The organism is Cobetia sp. 10Alg 146 (assembly GCF_029846385.1).
Taxonomy (GTDB): Bacteria; Pseudomonadota; Gammaproteobacteria; order Pseudomonadales; family Halomonadaceae; genus Cobetia; species Cobetia marina.
In genome coordinates this window covers 238,122-259,744 of record NZ_JARWKT010000006.1, presented here as the reverse complement: position 1 = coordinate 259,744, position 21,623 = coordinate 238,122, and the positions used below count along the sequence as shown (strand labels likewise).

At 61.2% G+C, this 21,623-nt stretch carries 20 protein-coding genes; 10 read left to right on the top strand and 10 right to left on the bottom strand.

From position 1 onward, the window contains the following. The first annotated feature begins 62 nt into the window (after positions 1 to 62). Together QD172_RS12775 and preA are read left to right on the top strand one after the other, a co-directional pair. On the top strand, positions 63 to 1,454 hold the full coding sequence (locus tag QD172_RS12775; protein WP_279855920.1) for an NAD(P)-dependent oxidoreductase: 1,392 nt from the start codon (positions 63 to 65) through the stop codon (positions 1,452 to 1,454). Then, positions 1,454 to 2,818, top strand: coding sequence for an NAD-dependent dihydropyrimidine dehydrogenase subunit PreA (preA, locus tag QD172_RS12770; protein ID WP_077379032.1), 1,365 nt, complete (start codon positions 1,454 to 1,456; stop codon positions 2,816 to 2,818). The genes QD172_RS12775 and preA overlap by 1 nt, the downstream gene beginning before the upstream one ends. Positions 2,819 to 3,001: 183 nt before the next feature. Here the strand turns inward: preA and QD172_RS12765 are convergent, their stop codons facing one another. From QD172_RS12765 to QD172_RS12755, 3 genes are all read right to left on the bottom strand, one after another. Beyond that, complete coding sequence (locus QD172_RS12765; RefSeq protein WP_077379030.1) at positions 3,002 to 3,622, bottom strand: TetR/AcrR family transcriptional regulator; 621 nt, start codon at positions 3,620 to 3,622, stop codon at positions 3,002 to 3,004. A 156-nt stretch (positions 3,623 to 3,778) separates the two neighbouring features. After that, complete coding sequence (locus QD172_RS12760) at positions 3,779 to 4,987, bottom strand: CmpA/NrtA family ABC transporter substrate-binding protein (protein WP_279855916.1); 1,209 nt, start codon at positions 4,985 to 4,987, stop codon at positions 3,779 to 3,781. A gap of 50 nt (positions 4,988 to 5,037) precedes the next feature. Continuing rightward, positions 5,038 to 5,613 carry an ANTAR domain-containing protein gene (locus QD172_RS12755; RefSeq protein ID WP_279855915.1) on the bottom strand — a complete coding sequence of 192 codons (576 nt, stop codon included), beginning with the start codon at positions 5,611 to 5,613 and terminating at the stop codon, positions 5,038 to 5,040. 609 nt (positions 5,614 to 6,222) lie between these two features. Here QD172_RS12755 and QD172_RS12750 point away from each other — a divergent pair. Further along, positions 6,223 to 7,581, top strand: coding sequence for a NarK family nitrate/nitrite MFS transporter (locus QD172_RS12750; protein WP_176502998.1), 1,359 nt, complete (start codon positions 6,223 to 6,225; stop codon positions 7,579 to 7,581). Between the two features lie 170 nt (positions 7,582 to 7,751). On the opposite strand, the gene QD172_RS12745 is transcribed toward QD172_RS12750, so the two are convergent. The 3 genes from QD172_RS12745 to dbpA all read right to left on the bottom strand — a co-directional run bounded on the left by QD172_RS12745 (position 7,752) and on the right by dbpA (position 10,344). Further along, the gene (locus QD172_RS12745) at positions 7,752 to 7,919 is read right to left on the bottom strand and encodes a hypothetical protein (protein ID WP_164850377.1); all 168 of its coding nucleotides are present in this window, start codon (positions 7,917 to 7,919) and stop codon (positions 7,752 to 7,754) included. 227 nt (positions 7,920 to 8,146) lie between these two features. After that, positions 8,147 to 8,719: an N-acetyltransferase gene (locus QD172_RS12740; protein ID WP_077379022.1), complete on the bottom strand. Its 573-nt coding sequence runs from the start codon at positions 8,717 to 8,719 to the stop codon at positions 8,147 to 8,149. A 224-nt stretch (positions 8,720 to 8,943) separates the two neighbouring features. Beyond that, positions 8,944 to 10,344, bottom strand: coding sequence for an ATP-dependent RNA helicase DbpA (dbpA, locus tag QD172_RS12735; protein WP_279855912.1), 1,401 nt, complete (start codon positions 10,342 to 10,344; stop codon positions 8,944 to 8,946). Between the two features lie 835 nt (positions 10,345 to 11,179). Here dbpA and QD172_RS12730 point away from each other — a divergent pair. Next, positions 11,180 to 12,709: a hypothetical protein gene (locus QD172_RS12730; RefSeq protein WP_279855911.1), complete on the top strand. Its 1,530-nt coding sequence runs from the start codon at positions 11,180 to 11,182 to the stop codon at positions 12,707 to 12,709. Positions 12,710 to 13,032: 323 nt separating this feature from the next. On the opposite strand, the gene QD172_RS12725 is transcribed toward QD172_RS12730, so the two are convergent. Further along, positions 13,033 to 13,473 (bottom strand): hypothetical protein, encoded by a 441-nt coding sequence (locus QD172_RS12725; RefSeq protein WP_077379019.1) that lies wholly within the window; start codon positions 13,471 to 13,473, stop codon positions 13,033 to 13,035. 295 nt (positions 13,474 to 13,768) lie between these two features. Between QD172_RS12725 and QD172_RS12720 the strand changes: the two genes are divergently transcribed. Both QD172_RS12720 and QD172_RS12715 read left to right on the top strand, forming a co-directional pair. Beyond that, positions 13,769 to 14,230 carry a hypothetical protein gene (locus QD172_RS12720; RefSeq protein ID WP_279855910.1) on the top strand — a complete coding sequence of 154 codons (462 nt, stop codon included), beginning with the start codon at positions 13,769 to 13,771 and terminating at the stop codon, positions 14,228 to 14,230. 216 nt (positions 14,231 to 14,446) lie between these two features. Further along, positions 14,447 to 14,761 (top strand): hypothetical protein, encoded by a 315-nt coding sequence (locus QD172_RS12715; protein WP_077379015.1) that lies wholly within the window; start codon positions 14,447 to 14,449, stop codon positions 14,759 to 14,761. A 192-nt stretch (positions 14,762 to 14,953) separates the two neighbouring features. Here the strand turns inward: QD172_RS12715 and QD172_RS12710 are convergent, their stop codons facing one another. Both QD172_RS12710 and QD172_RS12705 read right to left on the bottom strand, forming a co-directional pair. Beyond that, positions 14,954 to 15,622, bottom strand: a complete 669-nt coding sequence (locus QD172_RS12710; protein WP_279855909.1) for a hypothetical protein — start codon at positions 15,620 to 15,622, stop codon at positions 14,954 to 14,956. Positions 15,623 to 15,660: 38 nt separating this feature from the next. After that, positions 15,661 to 16,236, bottom strand: a complete 576-nt coding sequence (locus QD172_RS12705) for a competence protein CoiA family protein (RefSeq protein ID WP_279855908.1) — start codon at positions 16,234 to 16,236, stop codon at positions 15,661 to 15,663. Positions 16,237 to 16,809: 573 nt separating this feature from the next. Here QD172_RS12705 and QD172_RS12700 point away from each other — a divergent pair. Next, positions 16,810 to 17,001 carry a hypothetical protein gene (locus tag QD172_RS12700; RefSeq protein WP_279855907.1) on the top strand — a complete coding sequence of 64 codons (192 nt, stop codon included), beginning with the start codon at positions 16,810 to 16,812 and terminating at the stop codon, positions 16,999 to 17,001. A gap of 81 nt (positions 17,002 to 17,082) precedes the next feature. Here QD172_RS12700 and QD172_RS12695 read toward each other — a convergent pair whose 3' ends face one another. Continuing rightward, the gene (locus tag QD172_RS12695) at positions 17,083 to 18,363 is read right to left on the bottom strand and encodes an NAD(P)-binding domain-containing protein (RefSeq protein WP_279855906.1); all 1,281 of its coding nucleotides are present in this window, start codon (positions 18,361 to 18,363) and stop codon (positions 17,083 to 17,085) included. A 306-nt stretch (positions 18,364 to 18,669) separates the two neighbouring features. On the opposite strand from QD172_RS12695, the gene QD172_RS12690 reads away from it, so the two are divergent. The 3 genes from QD172_RS12690 to QD172_RS12680 all read left to right on the top strand — a co-directional run bounded on the left by QD172_RS12690 (position 18,670) and on the right by QD172_RS12680 (position 21,510). Next, positions 18,670 to 19,560, top strand: coding sequence for a pseudouridine synthase (locus QD172_RS12690; RefSeq protein WP_279855905.1), 891 nt, complete (start codon positions 18,670 to 18,672; stop codon positions 19,558 to 19,560). A 142-nt stretch (positions 19,561 to 19,702) separates the two neighbouring features. Next, positions 19,703 to 20,896, top strand: coding sequence for a DUF3500 domain-containing protein (locus tag QD172_RS12685; RefSeq protein ID WP_279855904.1), 1,194 nt, complete (start codon positions 19,703 to 19,705; stop codon positions 20,894 to 20,896). After that, complete coding sequence (locus QD172_RS12680) at positions 20,893 to 21,510, top strand: hypothetical protein (RefSeq protein ID WP_279855903.1); 618 nt, start codon at positions 20,893 to 20,895, stop codon at positions 21,508 to 21,510. Before QD172_RS12685 ends, QD172_RS12680 begins: the two co-directional genes overlap by 4 nt. Positions 21,511 to 21,623: the final 113 nt, after the last annotated feature.

Sequence of the window (21,623 nt, the reverse complement as noted above, 5' to 3'; positions counted from 1 at the left end):
CTGACTCGCCTGCAAGACCAACAACAACGACCCCGCGCCTGAGCGCGGGCAGGAGCCACACCGTGACGACATCCTCCACTCCTTCCCACTGGGCCCCGTCCGGACTCGCGGAAGAGGCGCTGAGTGCGCGCTTCACTGATCTGCATCCGGCGCTCACCAAGCGTCAGGCCTTCATCGAGAGTTCGCGTTGCCTGTACTGCTATGACGCGCCCTGCATCAAGGCCTGCCCGACCAGCATCGACATCCCGACCTTCATCCGCCGTATCCACGATGACAATCTCGAAGGCGCCGCCAGCGAGATTCTCGATGCCAATATCCTCGGCGGCAGCTGCGCCCGCGTCTGCCCCACCGAGATCCTCTGCGAACAGTCCTGCGTGCGCAATCAGGGCGATGAGTGCCAGCCGGTGCTGATCGGCCTGCTGCAGCGCCATGCGCTGGACAACGCCCAGTTCGAGGCCCACCCGTTCACGCGGGCAGCCAGCACCGGCCGGCGCATCGCCGTGGTCGGTGCCGGGCCTGCCGGGCTTTCCTGCGCCCACCGCCTGGCGCGTTTCGGCCACGACGTGGTGATCTTCGAGGCCGAGGAGAAAGCCGGTGGCCTCAATGAATACGGCATCGCCCGCTACAAGCTGACCGATGACTTCGCCGCCCGCGAAGTCGAATTCCTGCTCGAGATCGGCGGCATCGAGATCCGCCACGGCCAGCGCCTCGGCGACAATCTGGCGCTGGCCTCCCTGACACGCGAGTTCGACAGCGTCTTCCTGGGCCTGGGCCTTGGCACCAGCCATGCTCTCGGCCTGACCGGCGAGGATGCCAGCGGCCTGATGGCGGCCACCGACTTCATCAAGGTGCTGCGTCAGAGCGGCGAACTGAACGCGCTGGCAGTGCCGAGGCACGCGGTGGTGATCGGCGCCGGCAACACCGCCATCGACATCGCCGTGCAGGCCAGGCGCCTCGGCGCACAGACGGTGGACCTGGTCTATCGGCGTGGCGAGGAGCAGATGTCCGCCACCCATCACGAGCAGGAAATCGCGCGTGCCAATGGCGTGATGATCCACACCTGGGCGCGCCCGCTGGCCATCGGTATGGCAAGCGACAGTGAGGATGGTGGTGACGCCGCGCTCAGTGCGATGCAGTTCGCGCGCACGCGGGTCGAGGATGGCCGACTCGTCGATACCGGCGAGACCTTCACGCTGGCCTGCGATGGGGTCTTCACCGCCATCGGCCAGGGCTTCGATGACGCGAGCCTGAGCGATGCGCATGCCGCGGGGCTGGCCCGCGAGGGGGCGAAGATAGAGGTGGACGAGATGCTGCGCACCAGTCTGCCGGGCGTCTATGCCGGCGGTGACTGCATCGCTCGCGGACAGGATCTCACCGTTCAAGCCGTCGCCCACGGCAAGCTGGCCGCCGAGGCCATCCATCACGATCTGATGCTCAAGGTGGAGGCCGCCTGATGACCATTCATACCCCGCTCAATGATGACAACGCGCGTCCGGCAGGCTCTGGTTCAAGTTCTGCAGCGGCTGACGATCACGTCGCCAGCTACAAGGCCGATCTGTCGGTCAACTTCGCCGGCATCCGTGCCCCCAACCCCTTCTGGCTGGCCAGCGCCCCGCCCACCGACAAGGCCTACAACGTGGTACGCGCCTTCGAGGCCGGCTGGGGAGGCGTGGTCTGGAAGACGCTGGGGGAAGACCCGGCGGCAGTGAACGTCTCCTCGCGCTATTCGGCGCACTATGGCCCGAATGGCGAGGTCAGCGGCTTCAACAACATCGAGCTGATCACCGACCGCTCGCTGGAGATCAACCTGCGCGAGATCACCCAGGTCAAGAAGGACTGGCCGGACCGCGCACTGATCGTCTCGCTGATGGTGCCGTGCGAGGAAGAGGCCTGGAAGACCATCCTGCCGCAGGTCGAGGCTACCGGCTGTGATGGCATCGAGCTCAACTTCGGCTGCCCCCATGGCATGCCGGAACGCGGCATGGGCGCCGCGGTGGGCCAGGTGCCGGAGTATGTCGAGCAGGTCACGCGCTGGTGCAAGACCTACAGCTCGCTGCCGGTGATCGTCAAGCTGACCCCCAACATCACCGACGTGCGCGAACCGGCCAAGGCGGCCTGGCGTGGCGGCGCGGATGCCGTCTCGCTGATCAACACCATCAACTCCATCACCCATCTGGACCTCGACCGCATGGTCGCGCATCCCATCGTCGGCGACCGCAGCACCCATGGCGGCTACTGCGGCAGCGCCGTGAAGCCCATCGCGCTGAACATGGTGGCCGAGATCGCGCGCACGCCGGAAACCGCCAACCTGCCGATCTCGGGTATCGGCGGCATCTCCAACTGGGAAGATGCCGCGGAATTCATCGCCCTCGGCGCGGGCAGCGTGCAGGTGTGCACCGCGGCGATGCTGCACGGCTTCCGTATCGTCGAGGAGATGAAGGACGGCCTGGGGCGCTGGATGGACAGCAAGGGCTATCAGCGGATCGAGGAGTTCTCCCGCGCGGCGGTGCCCAACACCACCGACTGGAAGCAGCTGGACATGAACTACCAGGTGATCGCGCGGATCGACCAGGACAAGTGCATCGGCTGCGGACGCTGCTACATCGCCTGCGAGGACACCTCGCACCAGGCCATCCTGCATCTGGCCAGGGACAACGGCACCGCCCGCTATGAGGTGAAGGACGCCGACTGCGTGGGCTGCAACCTGTGCGAGATCACCTGCCCGGTCGAGGACTGCATCACCATGGAAGTGCAGGACACCGGCAAGCCGTACATGAACTGGATGGAGGACCCGCGCAACCCGCATCGCGCGGCGTGACCCTGACGTTGCGGACAAGATCTGGATGATCCGCACAGATACCAGCGCATGACACCACGTTCAGTGGCGTGAAAACAGAAAGGGGCTGCCAGCAATGGCAGCCCCTTTTCAATGGCTTCATGATCCATCAATGATGATCATTATTAGCCTAAGGATAATTTCATCATGACATCATCTGCTGACTCAGGCGGACAAGCCAACGCCCTTCAGCAGCACCCGCGTGACGTTCTGCACCGCCTGCTCGAATTCGCGATCACTCAGCGCCTTGCCCTGATTGAGCACCGCGATCTGGTGGTCGAAGTCGGCGTAGTGCTGGGTGCTGGCCCAGATCATGTACAGGTAGGCGGAAGCATCGACGTTGTCGATGCGCCCCTCGCTGATCCACTGGCGCAGGCGTGACTTCTTCATCTCGGCCCACTCGTCGAGCCACACCGTCAGCTCCTCGCCCAGCACCGGCGCGCCCTGCATGATCTCGCTGGCCCATACCTTGGAGCCATACGGACGCTGGCGCGAGTGCATCATCTTGGCGCGAATGTAGGTGGAGAGCACCAGCTGCGGGTCGTCATAGGCCTCGAAGCACAGCGCATCTTCCTTCCACAGCGCCAGCAGACCATCGAGGACCGCGCGATACAGCGCTTCCTTGGTGCTGAAGTAGTAATGCAGATTGGACTTGGGCAGCTCTACCTCGGCGGCAATATCGACCATGCTGGCGCCGACATAGCCCTTGAGAGCGAAGATCTTTTCGGCGGCAAGCAGGATGCGGCCGACATTATCCTTGCGAATCTGAGACTTGCGAGTGGTCATGCGATCCCCTGACGCGGTGCTGGCAGTGGGATGAGAATATCATAACCGCACTGCCAACATGCCTGAGCCGACAGGTTTCCCCGGCATCCGCTCAATGGCGGCGGTTGCCCTGACAGCCCTTGCTCGCAGGGGGCTGCAAGGCGCGCAGCCGAAACGTCACTCGAAGACCGCGCCATCGATGAAGCCATCCGCCGGCATCGGCACCTGCCCTGCCTCGCCGCTCAGCCACCAGGGTGCCGGATGCGTGCCTTCGCTGCGCTCATCCGCCACCGGCACCACCATGCCCAGCTTGCGGGCTGCGCTGCGGTAGAGGTCCGGGCGTACGCAGCGTGCCAGGGTCGCTTCGAGGTCATTGTCGCTGACTCCCTCGAGATGCCCCCAGCGCTGCATCTGGGCGGCATACCAGCGGGTCTGCGAGCGCCACGGGAAGTTGGCCGCATAGCGATGGAAGATGGTCCAGCCGGGATTTTCCCGCTGGAACGCCTCCACCGACTGCTCGACATCCACGTCGCGCAGTCCACGCGCCACCACCGAAAGCGGCACTTCCTGCATGCCTTCATCATGCAGCCACTGCGCGGCCTGCTCACGGTTGCCCGGGCGGTCCAGCCAGGCACAGGCCTTGAGCAGCGCGCGAATCAGCGCCTGATGCGCCAGCGGGTGCTGCTCCGCCCAGTCCTCGCGCACGCCCAGCACCTTTTCCTGCCCGAAGCGCCAGATATCATGACTGCCCGCCACCACCTGCCCCATGCCCTGCACGGCGGCCAGACTGTTCCAGGGTTCTCCGACACAGAAGCCGTCCAGCGCGCCACTTGCCAGCTGCGCGGCCATCAACGGCGGGGCCACCGCACGCATCTCGATGTCGCGATTCGGGTCGATCCCGCCGGCCGCCAGCCAGTAACGCAACAGATAGCGGTGCGAGGAGAAGGGATGCACGCTGGCAAGCTTGAGCGCCGCCTCCCCACGCTGGCGGCGCGCCTGCACGTGCGCCGCCAGCGCCCGAGACACCGCCAGCGGAGAGCCCAGGTCATGCCCCTCCTCGGCCAGCGCTGCCATCAGGGCCCGCGACAGGGTGATGGAGTTGCCGCCCAGATTGAGCGTCATCGCGCTGATCACCGGTGTGGCGCGGCCATCCAGCCCCAGGGTCGAGGTCAGCGGCATCAGCGCCAGCATCTGCGCGCCCTGCAACACGCCGGTCTGCAGGTCATCGCGCAGTGCCGCCCACGACGGCTGCCACTTGAGCGTCACGGCCAGCCCCTCCTCACGGAAGAACCCCTGACGCTCCGCCACCACCAGAGGTGCCGCGTCATTGAGCGGCATCAACCCCAGCGTCAACTGATGGCCATTGAGAAGAGAATCACTGAGCATCACATCCACCTTTTGAACGATCGAAAGAGAAGGACATCACGAGACTCGGCTCAGTGCCGACGCGACGCCTTGAGCAGCTCATCGGCCAGCTCGTGCAATGCCAGACGCCGATTCATCGCGGTCTTGCGCAGATATTGGTAGGCCGCATCCTCCCCCAGTCCGCGACTCTCCATCACCAGCGCCTTGGCGCGATCCACGCTGCGCCGCTGTATCAGAGTGGTCTGGGTGCGATTGAGTTCGCCCTTGAGGGCACGGTGAGCCTCGAAGCTGGTGATGGCCACCTCGACCATGCTGCGCACCATCGCCGGCATGACGTGATCCACCACGTAGGCGGACACGCCGGCGCCAGCCGCCTGGCGCACCATATCCGGCGCGTCCTCACTGGCCAGCATGATCATCGGCTTGGGATAGTGACGCCCCAGCTGGCCGAGGTGCTCGAGGGTGTCACGGCTGGGCAGGTCGGCGTCGATGATCACGGCATCCGGCTGATGGTGCTGCACCAGCGCATGCAGGTCCTCGTGTTCATCGACCCGCAGCGCCACCTCGAAGCCGGCGCTCAACAGCGCCTGCTCCAGAGCGGCGGAACGCTCGCTGCGCACATCGACGATCAACACGGTCACGGGCATATCAGGCTTCCTTGGCAGTGTGTCAGGCGGTGGTGCCGGGGTGTCAGGCGACGCCTCGAGCGATCAGGCACCGACGTCCGAGATCAAGGACGACGGCGTCTTCGCAAGCGGGAGTCAGGATGGCGTCACGCCTCTGACACTGCAGGATTCATGCCACAAACTGGTGCAGCGCTGGACAGAAAGGCCTTCCGCAGTGCGCAAGGGCGCGCCCGGCTGCACAGCAATGATGCATGGCGTGATCTGGCGATCTCTCGCCCGCCACGTGCGCCAGACTGGATCATCCTCACCCCGCCGCGCACCGCCACTGGGCATCGCCCTGCTTACTCCCCACTGCTGTCTTGCCCGACATGATGATTCCAAGCCCTTGATATGACGGGGGTTGGACGCACAACACCCCCGCAAGTGGCGCGCTACTTGCTTTGAGTCAGGCAATGGCAGACAAGCGTGCCATGCATCATCCATGACGTGGACCAGGCTCCCAGGAGTACGAGTGCGTCGAACCAGGCCCCTCAATGACGAGGCGCCCCGCTGTCGTTCACAGCTGTTCGACCACCCGTCGTGCGCCGAGACCCTGGCGTCCGGCACCGACGCTGTACCAGGAGCCCACTCATGGATATTCGCAACAAGGCCAGCCGTATCCGGCTGTTCAGCTTCAATACCCCGCAGATGCGCGCCTTCCACATGTCGTGGTTCGCCTTCCACGTCTGCTTCTTCGGCTGGTTCGGCATCGCGCCCTTGATGGCCGTGGTGCGCGATGACCTCGGCCTGACCAAGACCCAGATCGGCAACACCATCATCGCCTCCGTCGCCATCACGGTGATCGTGCGACTTGCCATCGGCGTGCTGTGTGATCGCATCGGGCCACGCAAGGCCTACACCTGGCTGCTGTGCCTCGGCTCTCTGCCGGTGATGTGCATCGGCTTCGCCGACAGCTTCGAATCCTTCTTCCTCGCCCGTCTGGCCATCGGTGCCATCGGCGCGTCCTTCGTCATCACCCAGTACCATACCTCCGTGATGTTCGGCCCCAACGTGGTCGGCACCGCCAATGCCACCACCGCCGGCTGGGGCAACCTGGGCGGCGGCACCACCCAGATGCTGATGCCGCTGGTGATGGCCGGCCTTCTGATGCTGGGCGTCGAGCAGACCCTGGGCTGGCGTCTGGCGATGGTCGTGCCAGGCATCGTGCTGTTCCTCACCGGGATCGCCTACTACTTCTTCACCCAGGATGCGCCGGACGGCAACTTCAGCGAGCTGCGTGAGCGTGGTGAGCTGCCGAAAGCCGAGAAGGAATACAGCATGCGCGCCACCTTCGGCGCGGCGGCTCGCGACATCCGTGTCTGGGCCCTGTTCCTCGTCTACGGCGCCTGCTTCGGGGTCGAGCTGACCATCAACAACGTCGCCGCCATCTACTTCTTCGATCACTTCGATCTCGATCTCGCCACCGCCGGCCTCATCGCGGGCCTGTTCGGCCTGATGAACCTGTTCGCGCGCACCCTGGGCGGCGTGTTCTCCGACCTGTTCGCCCGTCAGTCCGGCCTCAAGGGTCGCGTGCGCTGGCTGTTCATCGCGCTGCTGTGTGAAGGCGTGGCGCTGGTCGGCTTCGCCCAGATGGAAACCCTCGCGGTAGCCATCGGCATCATGCTGGTGTTCAGCCTGTTCGTGCAGATGGCGGAAGGCGCCACCTTCGGGATCGTGCCCTTCGTCAATCGCAAGGCACTGGGCGCGGTGGCCGGTATCGTCGGCGCGGGTGGCAACGCGGGGGCTGTCGCCGCGGGCTTCCTGTTCCGCAGTGAAGAACTGACCTACCAGGAAGGCCTGATGTATCTGGGCATGGGCGTGATCGTGATCTCGCTGTTCGCCCTGCTGGTGCGCTTCAGCGCCGCCACCGAGGCCGAGGAAGGCCGCGCCTATGACGCCGCCGTCGCGGAACGCAAGCAGCAGAGCGACCAGCAGCCCGTGTCTGTCTGAGCCTGTCTCTTCCTGAGACTTTCTCAAACCTCTGATACATGCAGCCCTGATACACGGAGCCCTGATATACGAAGCCCTGACATGCAAAGGCCCCGCCTCATGAGAGGCGGGGCCTTTGTGCATTCACACCTAGCGGTTCGCCGTGCTCGCAGGCGAGTCACGGCCAGCCATCAGCTGTCGGTGGCGTTCTCGACGCTGTCACCGGCGTCTTCCACGGCGTTGTCCATCTTCTCGCCAGCCTTCTCCATCGGGCCCTCGTCCTCGCAACCGGCGAGTGACAGGCCACCGAGACCCAGCATGGCAATCATCAGCGAACTACCCAGAGTCTTGAGCTTCATGATGTCTCTCCTTGAATCATCGGTCGGGATAACGCCCCGGCCTGCACACCAGTACAGACAACAGCGCGGGGATACACAGGACATGGAGCGGGTGTCGCGCGGTTTCAAGGGTGGCGCAACGCCGAGTTGCAAGGGGATGACCGAGTGACGAGGCACACCCCACAGGGCAAGCCCCTTCGAGGAGCCCGGCTCAGAGTGCGAATCTGCGCTCGAGCCAGAGGCCCAGGTCAGAGGCCCAGGTCAGAGAAACCATGGTCGAAGAGCACCTCGCCTCCCAGCCCCGCCAGATAGTCCGGCACCAGCTCGATGGCCACGAAGGCGCCAGGCACATCCTCGTGATGGCAATAAAGGCCGTAATGGCGCGCCGGATGAAAGCCCAGATGTGCATAGAATTCGGCATGACCCGCCGCCACCACGGCGCCCGCTCCCAGCAGACGACAACGCTTGACCGCCGAGATCACCAGCCGCTTGCCGATGCCATGACGCTGGTGCTGGGGCAACACCGCCAGAGGCGCCAATGCCATCAGCACGCGCCCCGGACAGCCGGAGAGTTCCACGCGCGAGGCCATCACATGCCCCAGCAGCCCTCCTTCGCCTTCACTGAGGTGACGCCCGCTTTCCGGGTCAGAGAAGCGCTCGGCCACCAGCGAGATCTGCGCCAGATCACTGCGACGCAGTCTGTCGCCCAGGCGGGCTTCCCGGTGGCCGGCAAACACGGATTCATGGATGCGGTAGATGCGCTCATGATCGATGAGACGTTCTTCACGGATGCGAAGATTATCGGCGGGATTGTCAGTCATCACGAGTTACCGGTTCAGCGCCCTGTCGATCAGGGCCGTCACCCCCAAGCTTAGCCACCGCCGTCATGGCCCGCGAGAGTCAATCTACTGCTCAAAAAGCACGATGCCCGCCGAAGTGGCGGGCATCGAATGACGTGATGACAAGGTCGTGATCCAGATGAGAGACGTGGGACCTGCCATGTCACTCCTCTGCTGATTTCCACGCCATCAGGCGTGCGCCCCTGTCAGCTTTTGAGGCGACGCGCGCGGAAGGAGCGGCCCTTGAGCTTGCCGTTCATCAGCTGGGTCAGCGCCGCCTTGGCGACATCGCGCTCCACCGCCACGTAGGTGGTGCGGGCCAGTACCTTGATCTTGCCGATCTGGCTGCCCGGCAGCCCGCCATCGCCCGTCAGGGCACCGAGGATGTCGCCGGGACGCAGCTTGTCCTTCTTGCCGCCATCGATCTGCAGCGTCGCCATGCGCGCGCGGAAGGGTTCACGGGTCAGCATGCTCTTCGCCGGCAGCGGCTCGGCTTCCAGCGTCTGCTCGAGGAAATCTCCCAGCTTGGCCAGGCGATAGTCTTCCTTCTCGGTATACAGCGTACAGGCGATACCGGAGCTGCCCGCGCGACCGGTACGCCCGACACGGTGGACGTGGGCATCGAGGTCCCGGGCGATCTGGTAATTGAAGACCGCATCCAGCGCGTCGATATCCAGCCCGCGTGCCGCGACGTCCGTGGCCACCAGAATCGAGGTGCTCTTGTTGGCGAACATCACCAGCGTCTGATCACGCTCGCGCTGCTCCAGATCACCGTGCAGGGCCATGGCACTGAAACCGTGCTCACTGAGGGCATCGCTGACCTCCTGGGCCTCGCGCTTGGTGTTGCAGAACACCACGCTGGTGTCAGGACGATACTTGAGCAGCAGGATACGCAGCGCCTCGAAACGCGCCTCTTCATCCGCTACCCGATGAAACAGCTGACGGATGCTGCTGTCATCGTGGGTGGAGGCGACCTCGATGCTGACCGGCTCCCGCAGGATGCGCTCGGCGATCGGGCGCACGCCATCGGCGAAGGTCGCGCTGAACAGCAGCGTCTGACGCGCTTCCGGGGTCTCGGCGATGATGGCATCCAGCACCTCGGCGAAGCCCATGTCGAGCATGCGGTCGGCCTCGTCCAGCACCAGGGTATTGAGCTCGGCAAGGCTCAGGCTGCCCTTGCGCAGGTGCTCGTCCACCCGGCCCGGCGTGCCGACGATGATATGCGCGCCGTGTTCCAGCGAGCCCAGCTGCGGGCCGAAGGGCGCACCGCCACACAGCGTCAGCACCTTGACGTTGTGCAGGCCGCGCGCCAGACGGCGAATCTCGCCGGCGACCTGATCGGCCAGCTCACGCGTGGGGCACAGCACCAGCGACTGGACACGAAAGCGCGAGACCTTGAGGCGCGACAACAGGCCAAGGCCGAAGGCGGCGGTCTTGCCGGAGCCCGTCTGGCCCTGGGCGATGACATCGCGCCCTTCCAGCATCGGCGGCAGGCTCTGCGCCTGAATCGGCGTCATGGTGTGATAGTCGAGCGTCTCCAGATTGGTGAGCAGCTCGGGCGCCAGCGCCAGAGAGGCAAAGGCAGGGGTGGCGGTGGCGTCAGTCACGAGGACATTCCTTCAGTCGATGAACAGGCACGAGCCGAACAGGCATGCGTGCGGGCGCAGAGCATAACAGAGCCAGCGCTCGCTCGCCTGCACGCCTCTACCTGCGACTTCACATGTCTGCGGGTTCCTGCCAGCGCGCCGCCCGCGTTCACGTTTGCCATCCTTTCCAACGACACGACAGCTGATCGACTGCTGGTTGTCAGTCCCTTCCTCGCACCAGTCGATAATCCCCTCGCATGAGGCAAACGATATCGCATTAATGGCAATGAATGATTTTCGTCATCAGCCGTTTTCAATCCTGATTCAGGTCATTTATTAATCCTGTCCGATTCACCAGAATACCCGTTGACGTTCCTGTCATTTCCCACGTCTTGCGCCACGCCACGAGTGATCGTGCGCGTGTGAGAATTGATTGTCATCGATACCTATCGCCATGCCTCAAGCGTTGCATCAAGGGTGCGGACCTCAACGAAAAAGGGACGCACCGGTATCGAGTCTCGTCACTGATCATCGTCTGCATCATCTGTGCAACACCCATGTCCCGTCATGAGAGCATCACCGCATCATCACGCCCATTACTCCGCTATCTTGTTGATTAAATTGATATCAATGAGAAATATCAATGCCTTTTCATGAAGGCATGACAGCCCGAACACGCTCATACCCTCCGCGTGGGCCAGGGCCGACGACGCCAATGACGCCTTCACCAGCCAGCACAGACTGGCGCTGAATGGCCACGATCTTCTTGAGGAACAGGGGCTCCACTGGTCAGGAGAAACACCCCGTCATCAAGACAGTTTCAGGACGCAGCGAACCACAAAGGGAGCAGAACCTGATGAAGGATATTTCACGAATCACCGCCTACGGATGTGTCGTGGCCGGTGTTGGCCCAGCGGGCATGGGGTTTCTATTCAATGCCTTGAAAACCGGGAAACTGGCGCAACTCGCACACCATGGGCTGCTGATACTGGATGCCGGAGGCATTCATCGGGATGCGCCTCTGGGGGCCGGACGGCTGGGCGAATATCGCATCACGGCCAACTCGGTGGGGGATGTCTTTCTCGATTGCCTGAGAGACCCGGCCCTCGCGGAGGTCTTCGCTCCGCTGGAAGGCGATCCGTGCCTGGAGAACATCCGCGCCCAGGCCTTCACCGCCCCGGCGCTCAGTGAAGTGGGCACCCTGCTGGAAGCGGCGTCCCGGCTGGTGCTGGAACACGCCACCCGCCTTGCCGGCGTGGAGCTGTGGTGCGGCACGAGTCTCGATGAGGTTGAGCGCATCGAGGATGACAATCTGCTGACGCTGACTCACACACCGGAACACGCGTCTCGTCCGACACGGATTCGCACCTCCAATCTGGTGCTCAATCTCGGCGGCTATCAATGCCCGGAACACCTGACCCAGGACCTCTCGCGCCAGGGACTGTCCCTGTCACCGCGTGCGCGCATCTACAGCGGTGATGAACTGCTGCGCATGCCGGAAGGTCAGCTGCGCAGCCTCTTGCTGCCACGCCTGCGGCGTGGTGGGCGTGTCTGCGTGGTGGGTGGCTCCCACAGCGCCTTCTCGATGCTGGATCTGCTCGCCAGCGCATTCCACAAGACGCGCATCGACGAGATCACCCTGCTCCACCGCTCGCCTGTCCGGCTGTTCTTCGAGAACGCCGAAGAGGCCAAGGCCGCGGGCTATTCCTATGATGCCGAGCGCGATGTCTGCCCCATCAGCGGACGCATCAATCGCTCCGGCGGGTTGCGCTACCGTGCCCTGAGCATCGGCCAGCAAGTGCTCTCCAGCGGGCGGATAGCAGACTGCGACATGCAGGTCAGGCTCATCCAGACCGGCCCCGGCCCTCAGCAACGCCTGCTCGCGGCCAGCGAAGCACTGGCCGACGCGCCGGTAGTGGTGCAGTGCAACGGCTATCAGCCGATTCTGCCGCGCCTGCTGGATGCGACGCGTCAGCCGCTGCCGCTCAGCCAGGTGAAGGGCGGACTGGATTCCGATGCCACCGGCAATCCCCGAGACCTCTCAGGCAACCTCCTTGAGGGCCTCTACCTGTTCGGGCTCGGCGCCGGACTGGCGGCAGACCCCACCCTGGGCAGCGAAGCCGCCTTCGATGGCCGCATCTACGGCGTCTGGCAATTCCACAACAACGCAAGCCTGCCAGCGCTGGAGACCATCCTCGCACGCCTGGAAACGCAGCATGTGGCAGCACCGGTGACGGACCCGCTGTCCGCCGCCACCCAGCTGGCCGAGCAGGCAGCGCCATCCTCTGGCGCACAACGCGTGAAGGAGGCCGAACGCGAGCTGACCACGGCGCTGAACACGCTGAGCGAGACTCTGTCCTCGCCGCTGCGCTCCAGCATCGCCTGACCTGCATCGCCTGACATGCATCGACAAGGCATGCATCGACAAGGCATGAGGGCTCATGCCACGCCTTGCGTCAGATCTTACGTAATGATCTGGCGTCTTTATGAATACGCCAACAAGGCGCTGGCAGCCTCAACAACGTCATCATTATTATCATAAAGATAACAATAACGAGAAATGACACTCTGAAACACTAGACGAAAGACACACACGACACCCTGCAGCAAGCACATGAAAGGCCCGGCCATGCATCGCATGACCGGGCCTTTTGGCTACTGGCGCTTGCTGTCAGCGCACAGGCAACGGGTGACTCACGAACCCGAGATTCAGCCGGCCTGGGTCTGTGCTTGCGCGAGACGTGCCTGCTTGCCGCCGAGGGTGAAGCAGGTATCGATTTCCCGCAGCAGGAACAACGCCACACAGGCGGCCAGCATCGGCCAGGCGGCGAAGAACAGCAGGTGCTCCCACGGCGCGAGATACTGATTGAAGGCAGACAGCGTGGAGCCGGCATGCAGCACCAGCACCAGCCCATAGGTGAGGGTCTTCTTCACGCCTGCCAGGAACATCAGCAACAGCACCATCTCGATGGCGGCGATCACGATGACGATGCCTTCGCCGACACCCCCGATGGAATAGAACTTCTCGAAGATGGCCGCGGCGTGACCGGGATTGAAGAACTTGTCCAACGTCCACATTGTCATCACGAGGAAGACCCCGAGGCGCAGCAGCAGCAGGGAAATGCGGATTCGATCGGCGTACTTCGTCATGTCAATTCTCTCCAGAGAAAATGGGCCTGTCAGGCAGTCAGCGCCGCCTCGTGCCGGGCACGTCTTCCTGTGTACGCACACCATTGAGGTCTGGTTGCATCCAGATCGACTTTTTTCTCGCGAAATGAACCACTTGGCAGTCCATCACGCGATTGCGCTCTTCAGCGCAAGTCACTGCTGCGTCAGCGGTGATGCCGCCTCATCTCTGCTCTCCTGCCGCGACTGACAACGCTTGAATGCCTGTCCATCCTCATGACACCTGTAGCACTGGCGCTTGCACACTGGAGTTATCCACATGGCCTCTCAACCAGACACGCCGACACCCGGCGCACCGCTGCGCCGCTGGCAGGCACCCCGCGACGCTTCTGCCCACCCGCCTTGCACATCTCCCTCCCACCTGCCGCCCGCGATTGTCCAGGCACGCTTTCCCGCCCTGAGCGCAAGGCTGCTGGAGCATGCTGCGCGCATACAGGCCGAGCGTGAACGCGGCGAGATACTGGACGCCGCCTGCGCCATGAGTGCCGTGCCGACCGTGATGCAGGAGATCTGGTCTACCAGTGGGGAGCTTGAGACATTCGCATTACATCACGGCATGCAGATCGAGACGCTTACGGAGCTGCTGGGCGAGCACACCAGAGCCCTCAGCCCTGATGATTCGCCAGCGGTAGCCCCGCGTGACACCTTTGACTGGCTGCATCTGGCACTGGAATGCCTGCTGAAAACACATGAGGATAACCAACGTTTACACTCGAACTGATGTAACCCGGGCCCAAAACTCGTATGGTGAAGTGACGGGCCCGGTTGACGACAGTCCATGTCTCGCCGCCGCCCTCGTGGCAGATGCACGCGCACGACGACCAGGAGCACGTCTGGAACGGACTTCCGGTACGAGAAACAACGCAAGACATCAAGCACAGCAAGCGGAGCAGAACATCACGATCGATCATTGAAACGACCAGCCGAGGAGGTTCACATGAAGGTCTACAAACCTGAATGGCGCTGCACGCTCGACGTGACGGAAGGCCCCGACCCCACCGCCCGCTGGAAAACACGGCTTGCCTGGCGCCTGCGCGCCCTCGCCGACCGCTTTGATGGCGGTAGTCGTACGATGAAGATTGACTGCAATGTCACCCCGGCGCTCAGTCGCGAAGAGGTCGACACCTGTCTGGGCAAGGGCTTCGCCCTCAGCCAGAATCTGATGCTGCAACTGGCCAACCACAGCGCCTGCGAAGATGTCCTACGCGACGCCAAGGCCGAGCTCTACGAAGAAGAGCAACACCCGATGTAAGACGATGATCTCAGTAGAAACCCGCAGATCATCCATCGGTGAACGTAGTCCGCAAGACGCATGAAAAAGCCCTCCCGGCGATGCCGGGAGGGCTTTTTATTACAATCCAATAAATATTCAGAATATTTAAACCACCAAAGACTATAGACTCAATCAAGCTAAATCAAAGCACAGAACCAGGACAATCAAAAATCACATCAACATGCCTGCTAATTGCTTATAGAATGTGGCAGCATTTTTTATTGAACCGATTTGGAGCCTTATTTGCTTCCCAACGGTTATCTTAAACAATTTATTTATTTGATTGGCATCATTTTCCAATATACTCGAAGCCCCAATACCATGTACGAAAGCATTTCTTCTTGAATAAAGCCAGTCAGCGTAACCACATATTGAGTGCGGGATTTTCTTATTTTGAATTTTAAAGCTGTCAACAATTCTGCCTGTGGATGTATTTACTCTTGGATGAGTCCATACCTTATTATCGTGAGATAGAGCTTCAAGTAAAAAAGATAGCTTTTTAGAATGCCTTTCTCTCAGAACACCCATGGATAGAGAACTTCGCAAACGCCCTTCTATAACATCCTGAATTGTATCAGCCTTTAACAGGAGCTTGAGTAAATCTCCTTCAGTAATCTCACCTGACATTGATTTTATTGCTTTTTCAAACAATACTTCTTCTTTACAATTATCTAAAATAGCATTATCAATCATCGCATCAAAACGATTCACTAAGTTAGTATACACCAACTTCTGTAAATGCTTCCTATGTTGATCCTGAAGGCTCTCTAGCTCTAATGTGGCCGGCAATATTTCCTTGTCAACATATTTAACAAATTCAGATATAGTAGTTGTTTTCAATTTAACTCTCCTAAAATGTAAGTTAACAACACCTATAATCAATCATAATAAGTGCCGCCAAAAAACCTTACAAATTTATCTTTTCTGTAGGATTTCACCAATCCCTTTCTCTCTCCATGGTTGAACTTAATTAAATGCCAAACATATTCTCCGCCAAAATCAAAATACACGTGTTTGGTCGAACCTATCCACTTATGGAAAAGTTTTCCCCTGCCAAACCAAGTAATCTCATGTAAACATGGGTCATCAGAGTTGGACGCGCTCAAACCTTGATTAAAAATGAAGAGATCAGATTGTCTTTTGGCACCATTTACTACCCATATCATTTTTTTATAGAAGCTCTCACGAGCATTCATTTCTTGAGGTGATATTGCATAACTTTGAAACTCAATGACAACTCCCTTGCTAGAAAACACATCTGCAACATGCCTTTCTCCTGTTTCCGTATCAGTAAAAATATACTCTTGATTAGATACTGGGAAATAAGATTTCCAATGTCTATGCCATTCTGACTCATTATCCCACCAAGGATCACAGTGTACTTTCGACTTATGTGCCCAATGATGAACTTTAAAGTTTCCACATTTAGCAATAACATCACTATTACAACACAAGCATGATCCGTGAAGGCCCTTTTCAGGCTCGCACTTTTTCCCATTTATAAGCGCATATCTCACTGGAAAACCTCTTATCAAATAACCTGTCTATATAAAAGCAAACTCTACCACTACTAAATGGTAAGCTACACGATACTTAACAACTACTATACTTAAGTGATACTAGCTTTTCTGTAAAAAAGATATAAATTTAACACAAACAATATAACACTAAATAACCTAACGAATTAAGTCGGTAGGTTGTTCACAACACATAGCTCTAAAAAGGCTAGTCTCGACATAACCCTCAGTTATAAACAATAGAAATATTAGCTCTTCATCAACAGCATAGTTTATTGTAAAAAATTTCGTTGTGCATAGCCCCAAGCCTAGCCTTATCATCACAATATAACCATTTTCTTCTACAGATAAATTTTATCCATGTTGGGGCCCGCCTTCCTCCGATCCGACATTCGCTCTTCTCACAACTACGATGCTGCAGCGTGGGTGAGACTTTATTTATCCGCTATCGTCCCCCCTCACCCTGTACAATGGCTCCCTCAAGCCGCCTCTCCCAACCTCAGGCCTTCCATGTCCATTTCCGCGCGTCCTTCCAAGCTGAGCCTGCCGCAGGTCAATCCCGGTGTGACGACGGTGCTGGAGTATCTGCTGCTCAAGTTTCCGGCGATTGCCGAGTCACGCTGGCGTGAGCGCATGGCCGAGGGCAAGGTGCATCGCGATGAGGACATGCAGGTCATCGCGATGGGGCAAGTAGTTATCTAGCCAAAGCGCAGCAGAACTATAGATATGACAGCTTTTCAAAAGCCGTGGCTACTCTGCCACGGCTTGTTTTGTTGTCAGCCTTTACCCACAGCTTGGCTCACACTGGCGTGATGCCTGATTGGCAGCGCTGCGGGTGGCGCCACACACCGGGGCGGGGGTGACGGCGTCGGGGTCCAGCAGTGCGGCGACGACGGATTTCACCTGGCGGTAGCCGGTGCGCATCAGGAAGGTGGGTGCGCGACCGTAGCTCTTGATGCCGAGGATATAGAGGCCGGGTTCCGCGTGGGTCAGTTCGGCGGCGCCATGTTCCGGCACGGAGCCACAGCTGTGCTGGTTGGGGTCGATCAGCGGTGCGAGGCGCGCCGGGCTCTGGGTGGCGGGGTCGAGCGAGACACGCAGCTCCGAGAGCAGCGCGAGATCCGGGCGGAAGCCGGTAGCGGCGATGATGCGGTCCACCGCCGGCAGGCGCTGGCCACCGCTTTCCACCACGAGGCGAGCACCCTGCTCTCCCTGTGGATGAATCGCCTCGATGGCAAGATTGGTCACGACCTCGAACCTGCCGTCTTCCAGCCATTGCTGGATACGCACTTCCAGCGCCCGGCGCTCCTGCAGCTCATCGTCCTTGGGTGAGCGGATGACGTTGTCCAGCGTGGCGGAGCGCACGCCCCACAGGATGCGTGTGTCCGGGTTCTGCTCGGCCAGGCTGACCAGATCCTGCAGCGCGTTGAAGGCCGAATGCCCGCCCCCGACCACCAGCACCGTCTTGCCGGCATAGTCATCCCGCGCCTTGCCGGTGATATCCGGCACGCCGTAGGCGATCCGCTCTGCCGCCGCGAGTTCCCCCAGTGCGGGAATGCCATGCGCCCCGATGCCATTGGGGCACTGGAAGGTGCCGGAGGCATCGATCACCGACCGTACCAGCACGTCGCGCTCGCCGTCCGGCCCCGAGACACGCAGCACGAAGGGTGCCTCCTCTCGCCCTTGGGAGCGCAGCACATCATGCTGCAGACGACTGACATGCGTGACCCGTGTCGCTGTATGCAGGCAGGAGGCAATCTCCGGCAGCGCGGCCAGCGGCTGAAGGTAGTCGGCGAGCAGCTCCGCGCCGGTGGGGAAGGCATCCGCTCGTGGCGCCTGCCAGCCGGTGGGCGTGAGCCATTCGGCTGCCACGGGGTCCACGTTGTAGGACCACGGCGAGAACATGCGCACATGCCCCCAGCGAGCCAGATGCTCCCCGACCTGCTCGCCTGATTCGAAGATGATGGGCTCCAGGCCCGCTGCCAGCAGATTGACCGCAGCGCTCAGCCCTATCGGGCCTGCCCCGATGATGGCAATCGGCAGGTGGCTGTTGGCATCTTGCATCGCGTCTTCGCTCCAGTGGTGGGGGGTGGGGATGAAAGCCTCGTCATGCGTGGCTTTCAGCGTAAGACGACAAGGCTTATTTGGCTATTTTCTTCTAAAGATAACCCGCATATCCACAGCCACACACAGGCCGCGCTGGTCGCCTCGGCAAGCCTCTCGCACGCATCGCTCCACTCTCGCGCCAACCTCTCGCAAGGCCATCTGCCCCGACAGCCATGCGTCGCTCGGTTACACTGGCCATCGCCATGAGGGTGAGGCTTGCTCGCCCCACGCTCGCCCTTTCTTCTCGCCACCGTGATGCCTTCCATGTCCATTTCCGCCCGCCCCTCCAAGCTGAGCCTGCCGCAGATCAATCCCGGCGTGGCGACGGTACTGGAATATCTGCTGCAGAAGTTTCCGGCCATCGATGAGGCCACCTGGCGCGAGCGCATGGCCACCGGCAAGGTGCATCGCGAGGATGGCGCATTGATCACCCCGCAGACGCCCTACCAGCCACATCTGCGCGTCTTCTATTACCGTGAGGTGGCGCGCGAGCCGAGCATCCCCTTCGCGGAGCGGATTCTCCATCAGGATGAGCACATCCTGGTGGCCTACAAGCCGCATTTTCTGCCGGTGACGCCCGGTGGCCTGTACGTGAACGAGTGCCTGCAGCAGCGCCTGCGCGACAGTACCGGAATAGAGGCGCTGCAGGCGGTGCATCGCCTGGACAGGGCCACCGCCGGGCTGGTGCTGTGCTCGCTGAATCCCGAATCGCGTCACCGCTATCATGAGCTGTTCAAGTCGCGGAATATCCACAAGACCTATCAGGCCATTGCCGAAACCCACAGCGAGGAGACCCTGGTGGGCCAGCAGCGGGAGGTGAAGAACCGCCTTGAACAGGCCGAGCAACGCTTCCGCTTTCAGGTCTCCGAAGGCGAGCCCAACAGCCACTCGTTGATCCGCTGTGTCGCGCAACGCGGTAGCCGGGCGCTGTTCGAGCTGCACCCCATCACCGGGCGTCGCCATCAGCTGCGGGTGCACATGCAGTCACTGGGCTGGCCGATCCTGAATGACCGCTACTACCCCGAGCTGCAACCGCTCTCGCCGGATGACTACGCGCGCCCCTTGCAGCTGCTCTCCAAGGGATTCGAGTTCATTGATCCCGTCAGCGGCGAGGAAAGGTGCTTCGAATACGACGGTGATCTGACGCTGGCGTGAGGCGCGAGATAGCCAGTGGCTGTCGTCGCCAGCCGACGCACAGCCCACGGCATGTGCACAAAGAATTCATCTGGCGAAGGCTTCCTGCTCGACGTCAGGCGGGCTAAGGTTTTCTTCCTGTCCCCGGAAAATAGGCCCATCGATGTCCCGACGTCTCGCAGTGACCGGAGGAGCCGCGCTGGCCGCGCTCCTGTCCTTCCCCGTCCTCGCACAACAAGGGCACGACGGGCCGCCGCCCGATCACGATGGCCCGCCGCCGATGTCAGCGGAAGACCAGGCCTTGAGCGAGGCGCTGCGCGCGCGCATGGGCGACACCAGCACCCAGATGCAGAGCGTGCCCATCCCCGAGAGCGCCGCCGAGTGCGGCGACACACCAGGTTATGAGCGCATGCTGTGCCTGATCGGTCTGCTCAAGGCCGATATCTCCGACGATGCCATCCTCAAGAACCTGCAGCATGACTACTCCCTCGCAGAGGCCGAGAACTGGAGCAACCTGCCCGCTGGCGCCTTCCCGAAACGCCCCGGCGTGCTGCTGGGCGAGCTGAACATCAAGCAGCGCGGCCTCGTCAAGGCCATCATGCTGGAAGCCACCGGCCACGCGCCGGATGAAGGCTTCGACGAGATGCTCCAGACGCTCAATGCCGACGACTACATCAACACCGTCAGCACCGACTACAAGGCCGGTTACTCCTCCTACAACACCAAGTTCGCCTTCCTCGGCACACCGGGTGAGAGCGGCACCTGGGAGCTGTACTACGGCGGCCACCACATGGCCTTCGCCAACACCTACACCGACGGCAAGCTGGCCGGTGCCACGCCCTCCTTCCGTGGCGTGGAACCCTTCCCGTATTTCGAGATGAACGGGCGCGTGAACGAGCCGCTGACCCAGGAACGCGATGCCTTCGCCACCCTGCTCAGCTCGCTCTCCGAGGATCAACAGGCCGAAGCGACACTGAAAGGCACCTACCGTGACATCCTCGCTGGCCCCCAGGCCGACGATGCCATCCCCGAGAGCTATGAAGGCATTCCCGTCTCCGAGCTGGATGACGACCAGCAAGCGTTGCTGCTCACCGCCATCGAGACCTACGTGGACGACATCTCCGCGCCGGAGGCCAAGGCCTACATGGCGAAGTACACCGCAGAGCTTCCGGATACCTACCTCGGCTTCTCCGGCACGCCGCAGGTCAGCGCCGAGAACGATTACGTGCGTATCCACGGCCCCTCGCTGTGGATCGAATTCTCGTTGCAGTCCAACAAGTCCACCGACAAGGTCGGCAACCATCCCCACTCGGTATGGCGGGATCGCACCGACGACTACGGCGGCCAGAGCGAATGATCCGGCGCGTTTCCTGGCGCACCGCCCTGCTCGCCCTCGCCGTGATCTCCCTCGGCAATGGGGCCAGCGGGGCGGGCGGCGGCCTCATCGAGACGGCTCACGCCCACGCTCTGCCCGGCAGCGTGCTGACATTCGAGCAGCAACCGCAGAACACGCTGCACCTCATGCTCCAGTTCCCGCGTGAAGACCTGCTGATCGCCGCACCGGAACTGGCAGCCCTTGGTGAGCAGACACCAGGCCAGCCCCTGCCGCAGCCGCTGGTGGATCAACTCGGCGACTACCTCCGTCACCACCTCGCCTTGTCAGCGAATCACACGCCACTGACGCTGCAACTTGCGGGAGCGCGCCTCGCATCCACCTATCAGCCACAACTCGGCGACTACGTGCTGGTCATCACCGAATGGAACGTGAAGACCGAAAAGACCGAACCGGACTCACTACTGCTGAAATACGACGCCGTGATGCACGAAGTCCGTAATCACCGCGCCGATGTCTACTGGCAAACGCCCGACGGCGGCACCCGCCCACTGGCCGGCTTCGGCTTCTTCCACTCCGCCCACGGCGTACGCCTCGATCTACACAAGGTAAGGCAGACGCCAACCGAGCAGGAGTAGTCCGAACTGCAGCAAGCAAGGCGGTAAGCGATCTCTGAATCGCGTCCACAAAAAAGCCCTTCCGGCCATTGGCCAGAAGGGCTTCACGTACAGTCAGTTGGGAATTATAAGAT

Bases quoted from the DNA above. Each gene is read 5' to 3' on its own strand.
- preA (WP_077379032.1), top strand. From the start codon at position 1,454: ATGACCATTCATACCCCGCTCAATGATGACAACGCGCGTCCGGCAGGC.
- QD172_RS12765 (WP_077379030.1), bottom strand. From the start codon at position 3,622: ATGACCACTCGCAAGTCTCAGATTCGCAAGGATAATGTCGGCCGCATC.
- QD172_RS12760 (WP_279855916.1), bottom strand. From the start codon at position 4,987: ATGCTCAGTGATTCTCTTCTCAATGGCCATCAGTTGACGCTGGGGTTG.
- QD172_RS12755 (WP_279855915.1), bottom strand. From the start codon at position 5,613: ATGCCCGTGACCGTGTTGATCGTCGATGTGCGCAGCGAGCGTTCCGCC.
- QD172_RS12750 (WP_176502998.1), top strand. From the start codon at position 6,223: ATGGATATTCGCAACAAGGCCAGCCGTATCCGGCTGTTCAGCTTCAAT.
- QD172_RS12745 (WP_164850377.1), bottom strand. From the start codon at position 7,919: ATGAAGCTCAAGACTCTGGGTAGTTCGCTGATGATTGCCATGCTGGGT.
- QD172_RS12740 (WP_077379022.1), bottom strand. From the start codon at position 8,719: ATGACTGACAATCCCGCCGATAATCTTCGCATCCGTGAAGAACGTCTC.
- QD172_RS12730 (WP_279855911.1), top strand. From the start codon at position 11,180: ATGAAGGATATTTCACGAATCACCGCCTACGGATGTGTCGTGGCCGGT.
- QD172_RS12725 (WP_077379019.1), bottom strand. From the start codon at position 13,473: ATGACGAAGTACGCCGATCGAATCCGCATTTCCCTGCTGCTGCTGCGC.
- QD172_RS12720 (WP_279855910.1), top strand. From the start codon at position 13,769: ATGGCCTCTCAACCAGACACGCCGACACCCGGCGCACCGCTGCGCCGC.
- QD172_RS12715 (WP_077379015.1), top strand. From the start codon at position 14,447: ATGAAGGTCTACAAACCTGAATGGCGCTGCACGCTCGACGTGACGGAA.
- QD172_RS12700 (WP_279855907.1), top strand. From the start codon at position 16,810: ATGTCCATTTCCGCGCGTCCTTCCAAGCTGAGCCTGCCGCAGGTCAAT.
- QD172_RS12695 (WP_279855906.1), bottom strand. From the start codon at position 18,363: ATGCAAGATGCCAACAGCCACCTGCCGATTGCCATCATCGGGGCAGGC.
- QD172_RS12690 (WP_279855905.1), top strand. From the start codon at position 18,670: ATGTCCATTTCCGCCCGCCCCTCCAAGCTGAGCCTGCCGCAGATCAAT.
- QD172_RS12685 (WP_279855904.1), top strand. From the start codon at position 19,703: ATGTCCCGACGTCTCGCAGTGACCGGAGGAGCCGCGCTGGCCGCGCTC.
- QD172_RS12680 (WP_279855903.1), top strand. From the start codon at position 20,893: ATGATCCGGCGCGTTTCCTGGCGCACCGCCCTGCTCGCCCTCGCCGTG.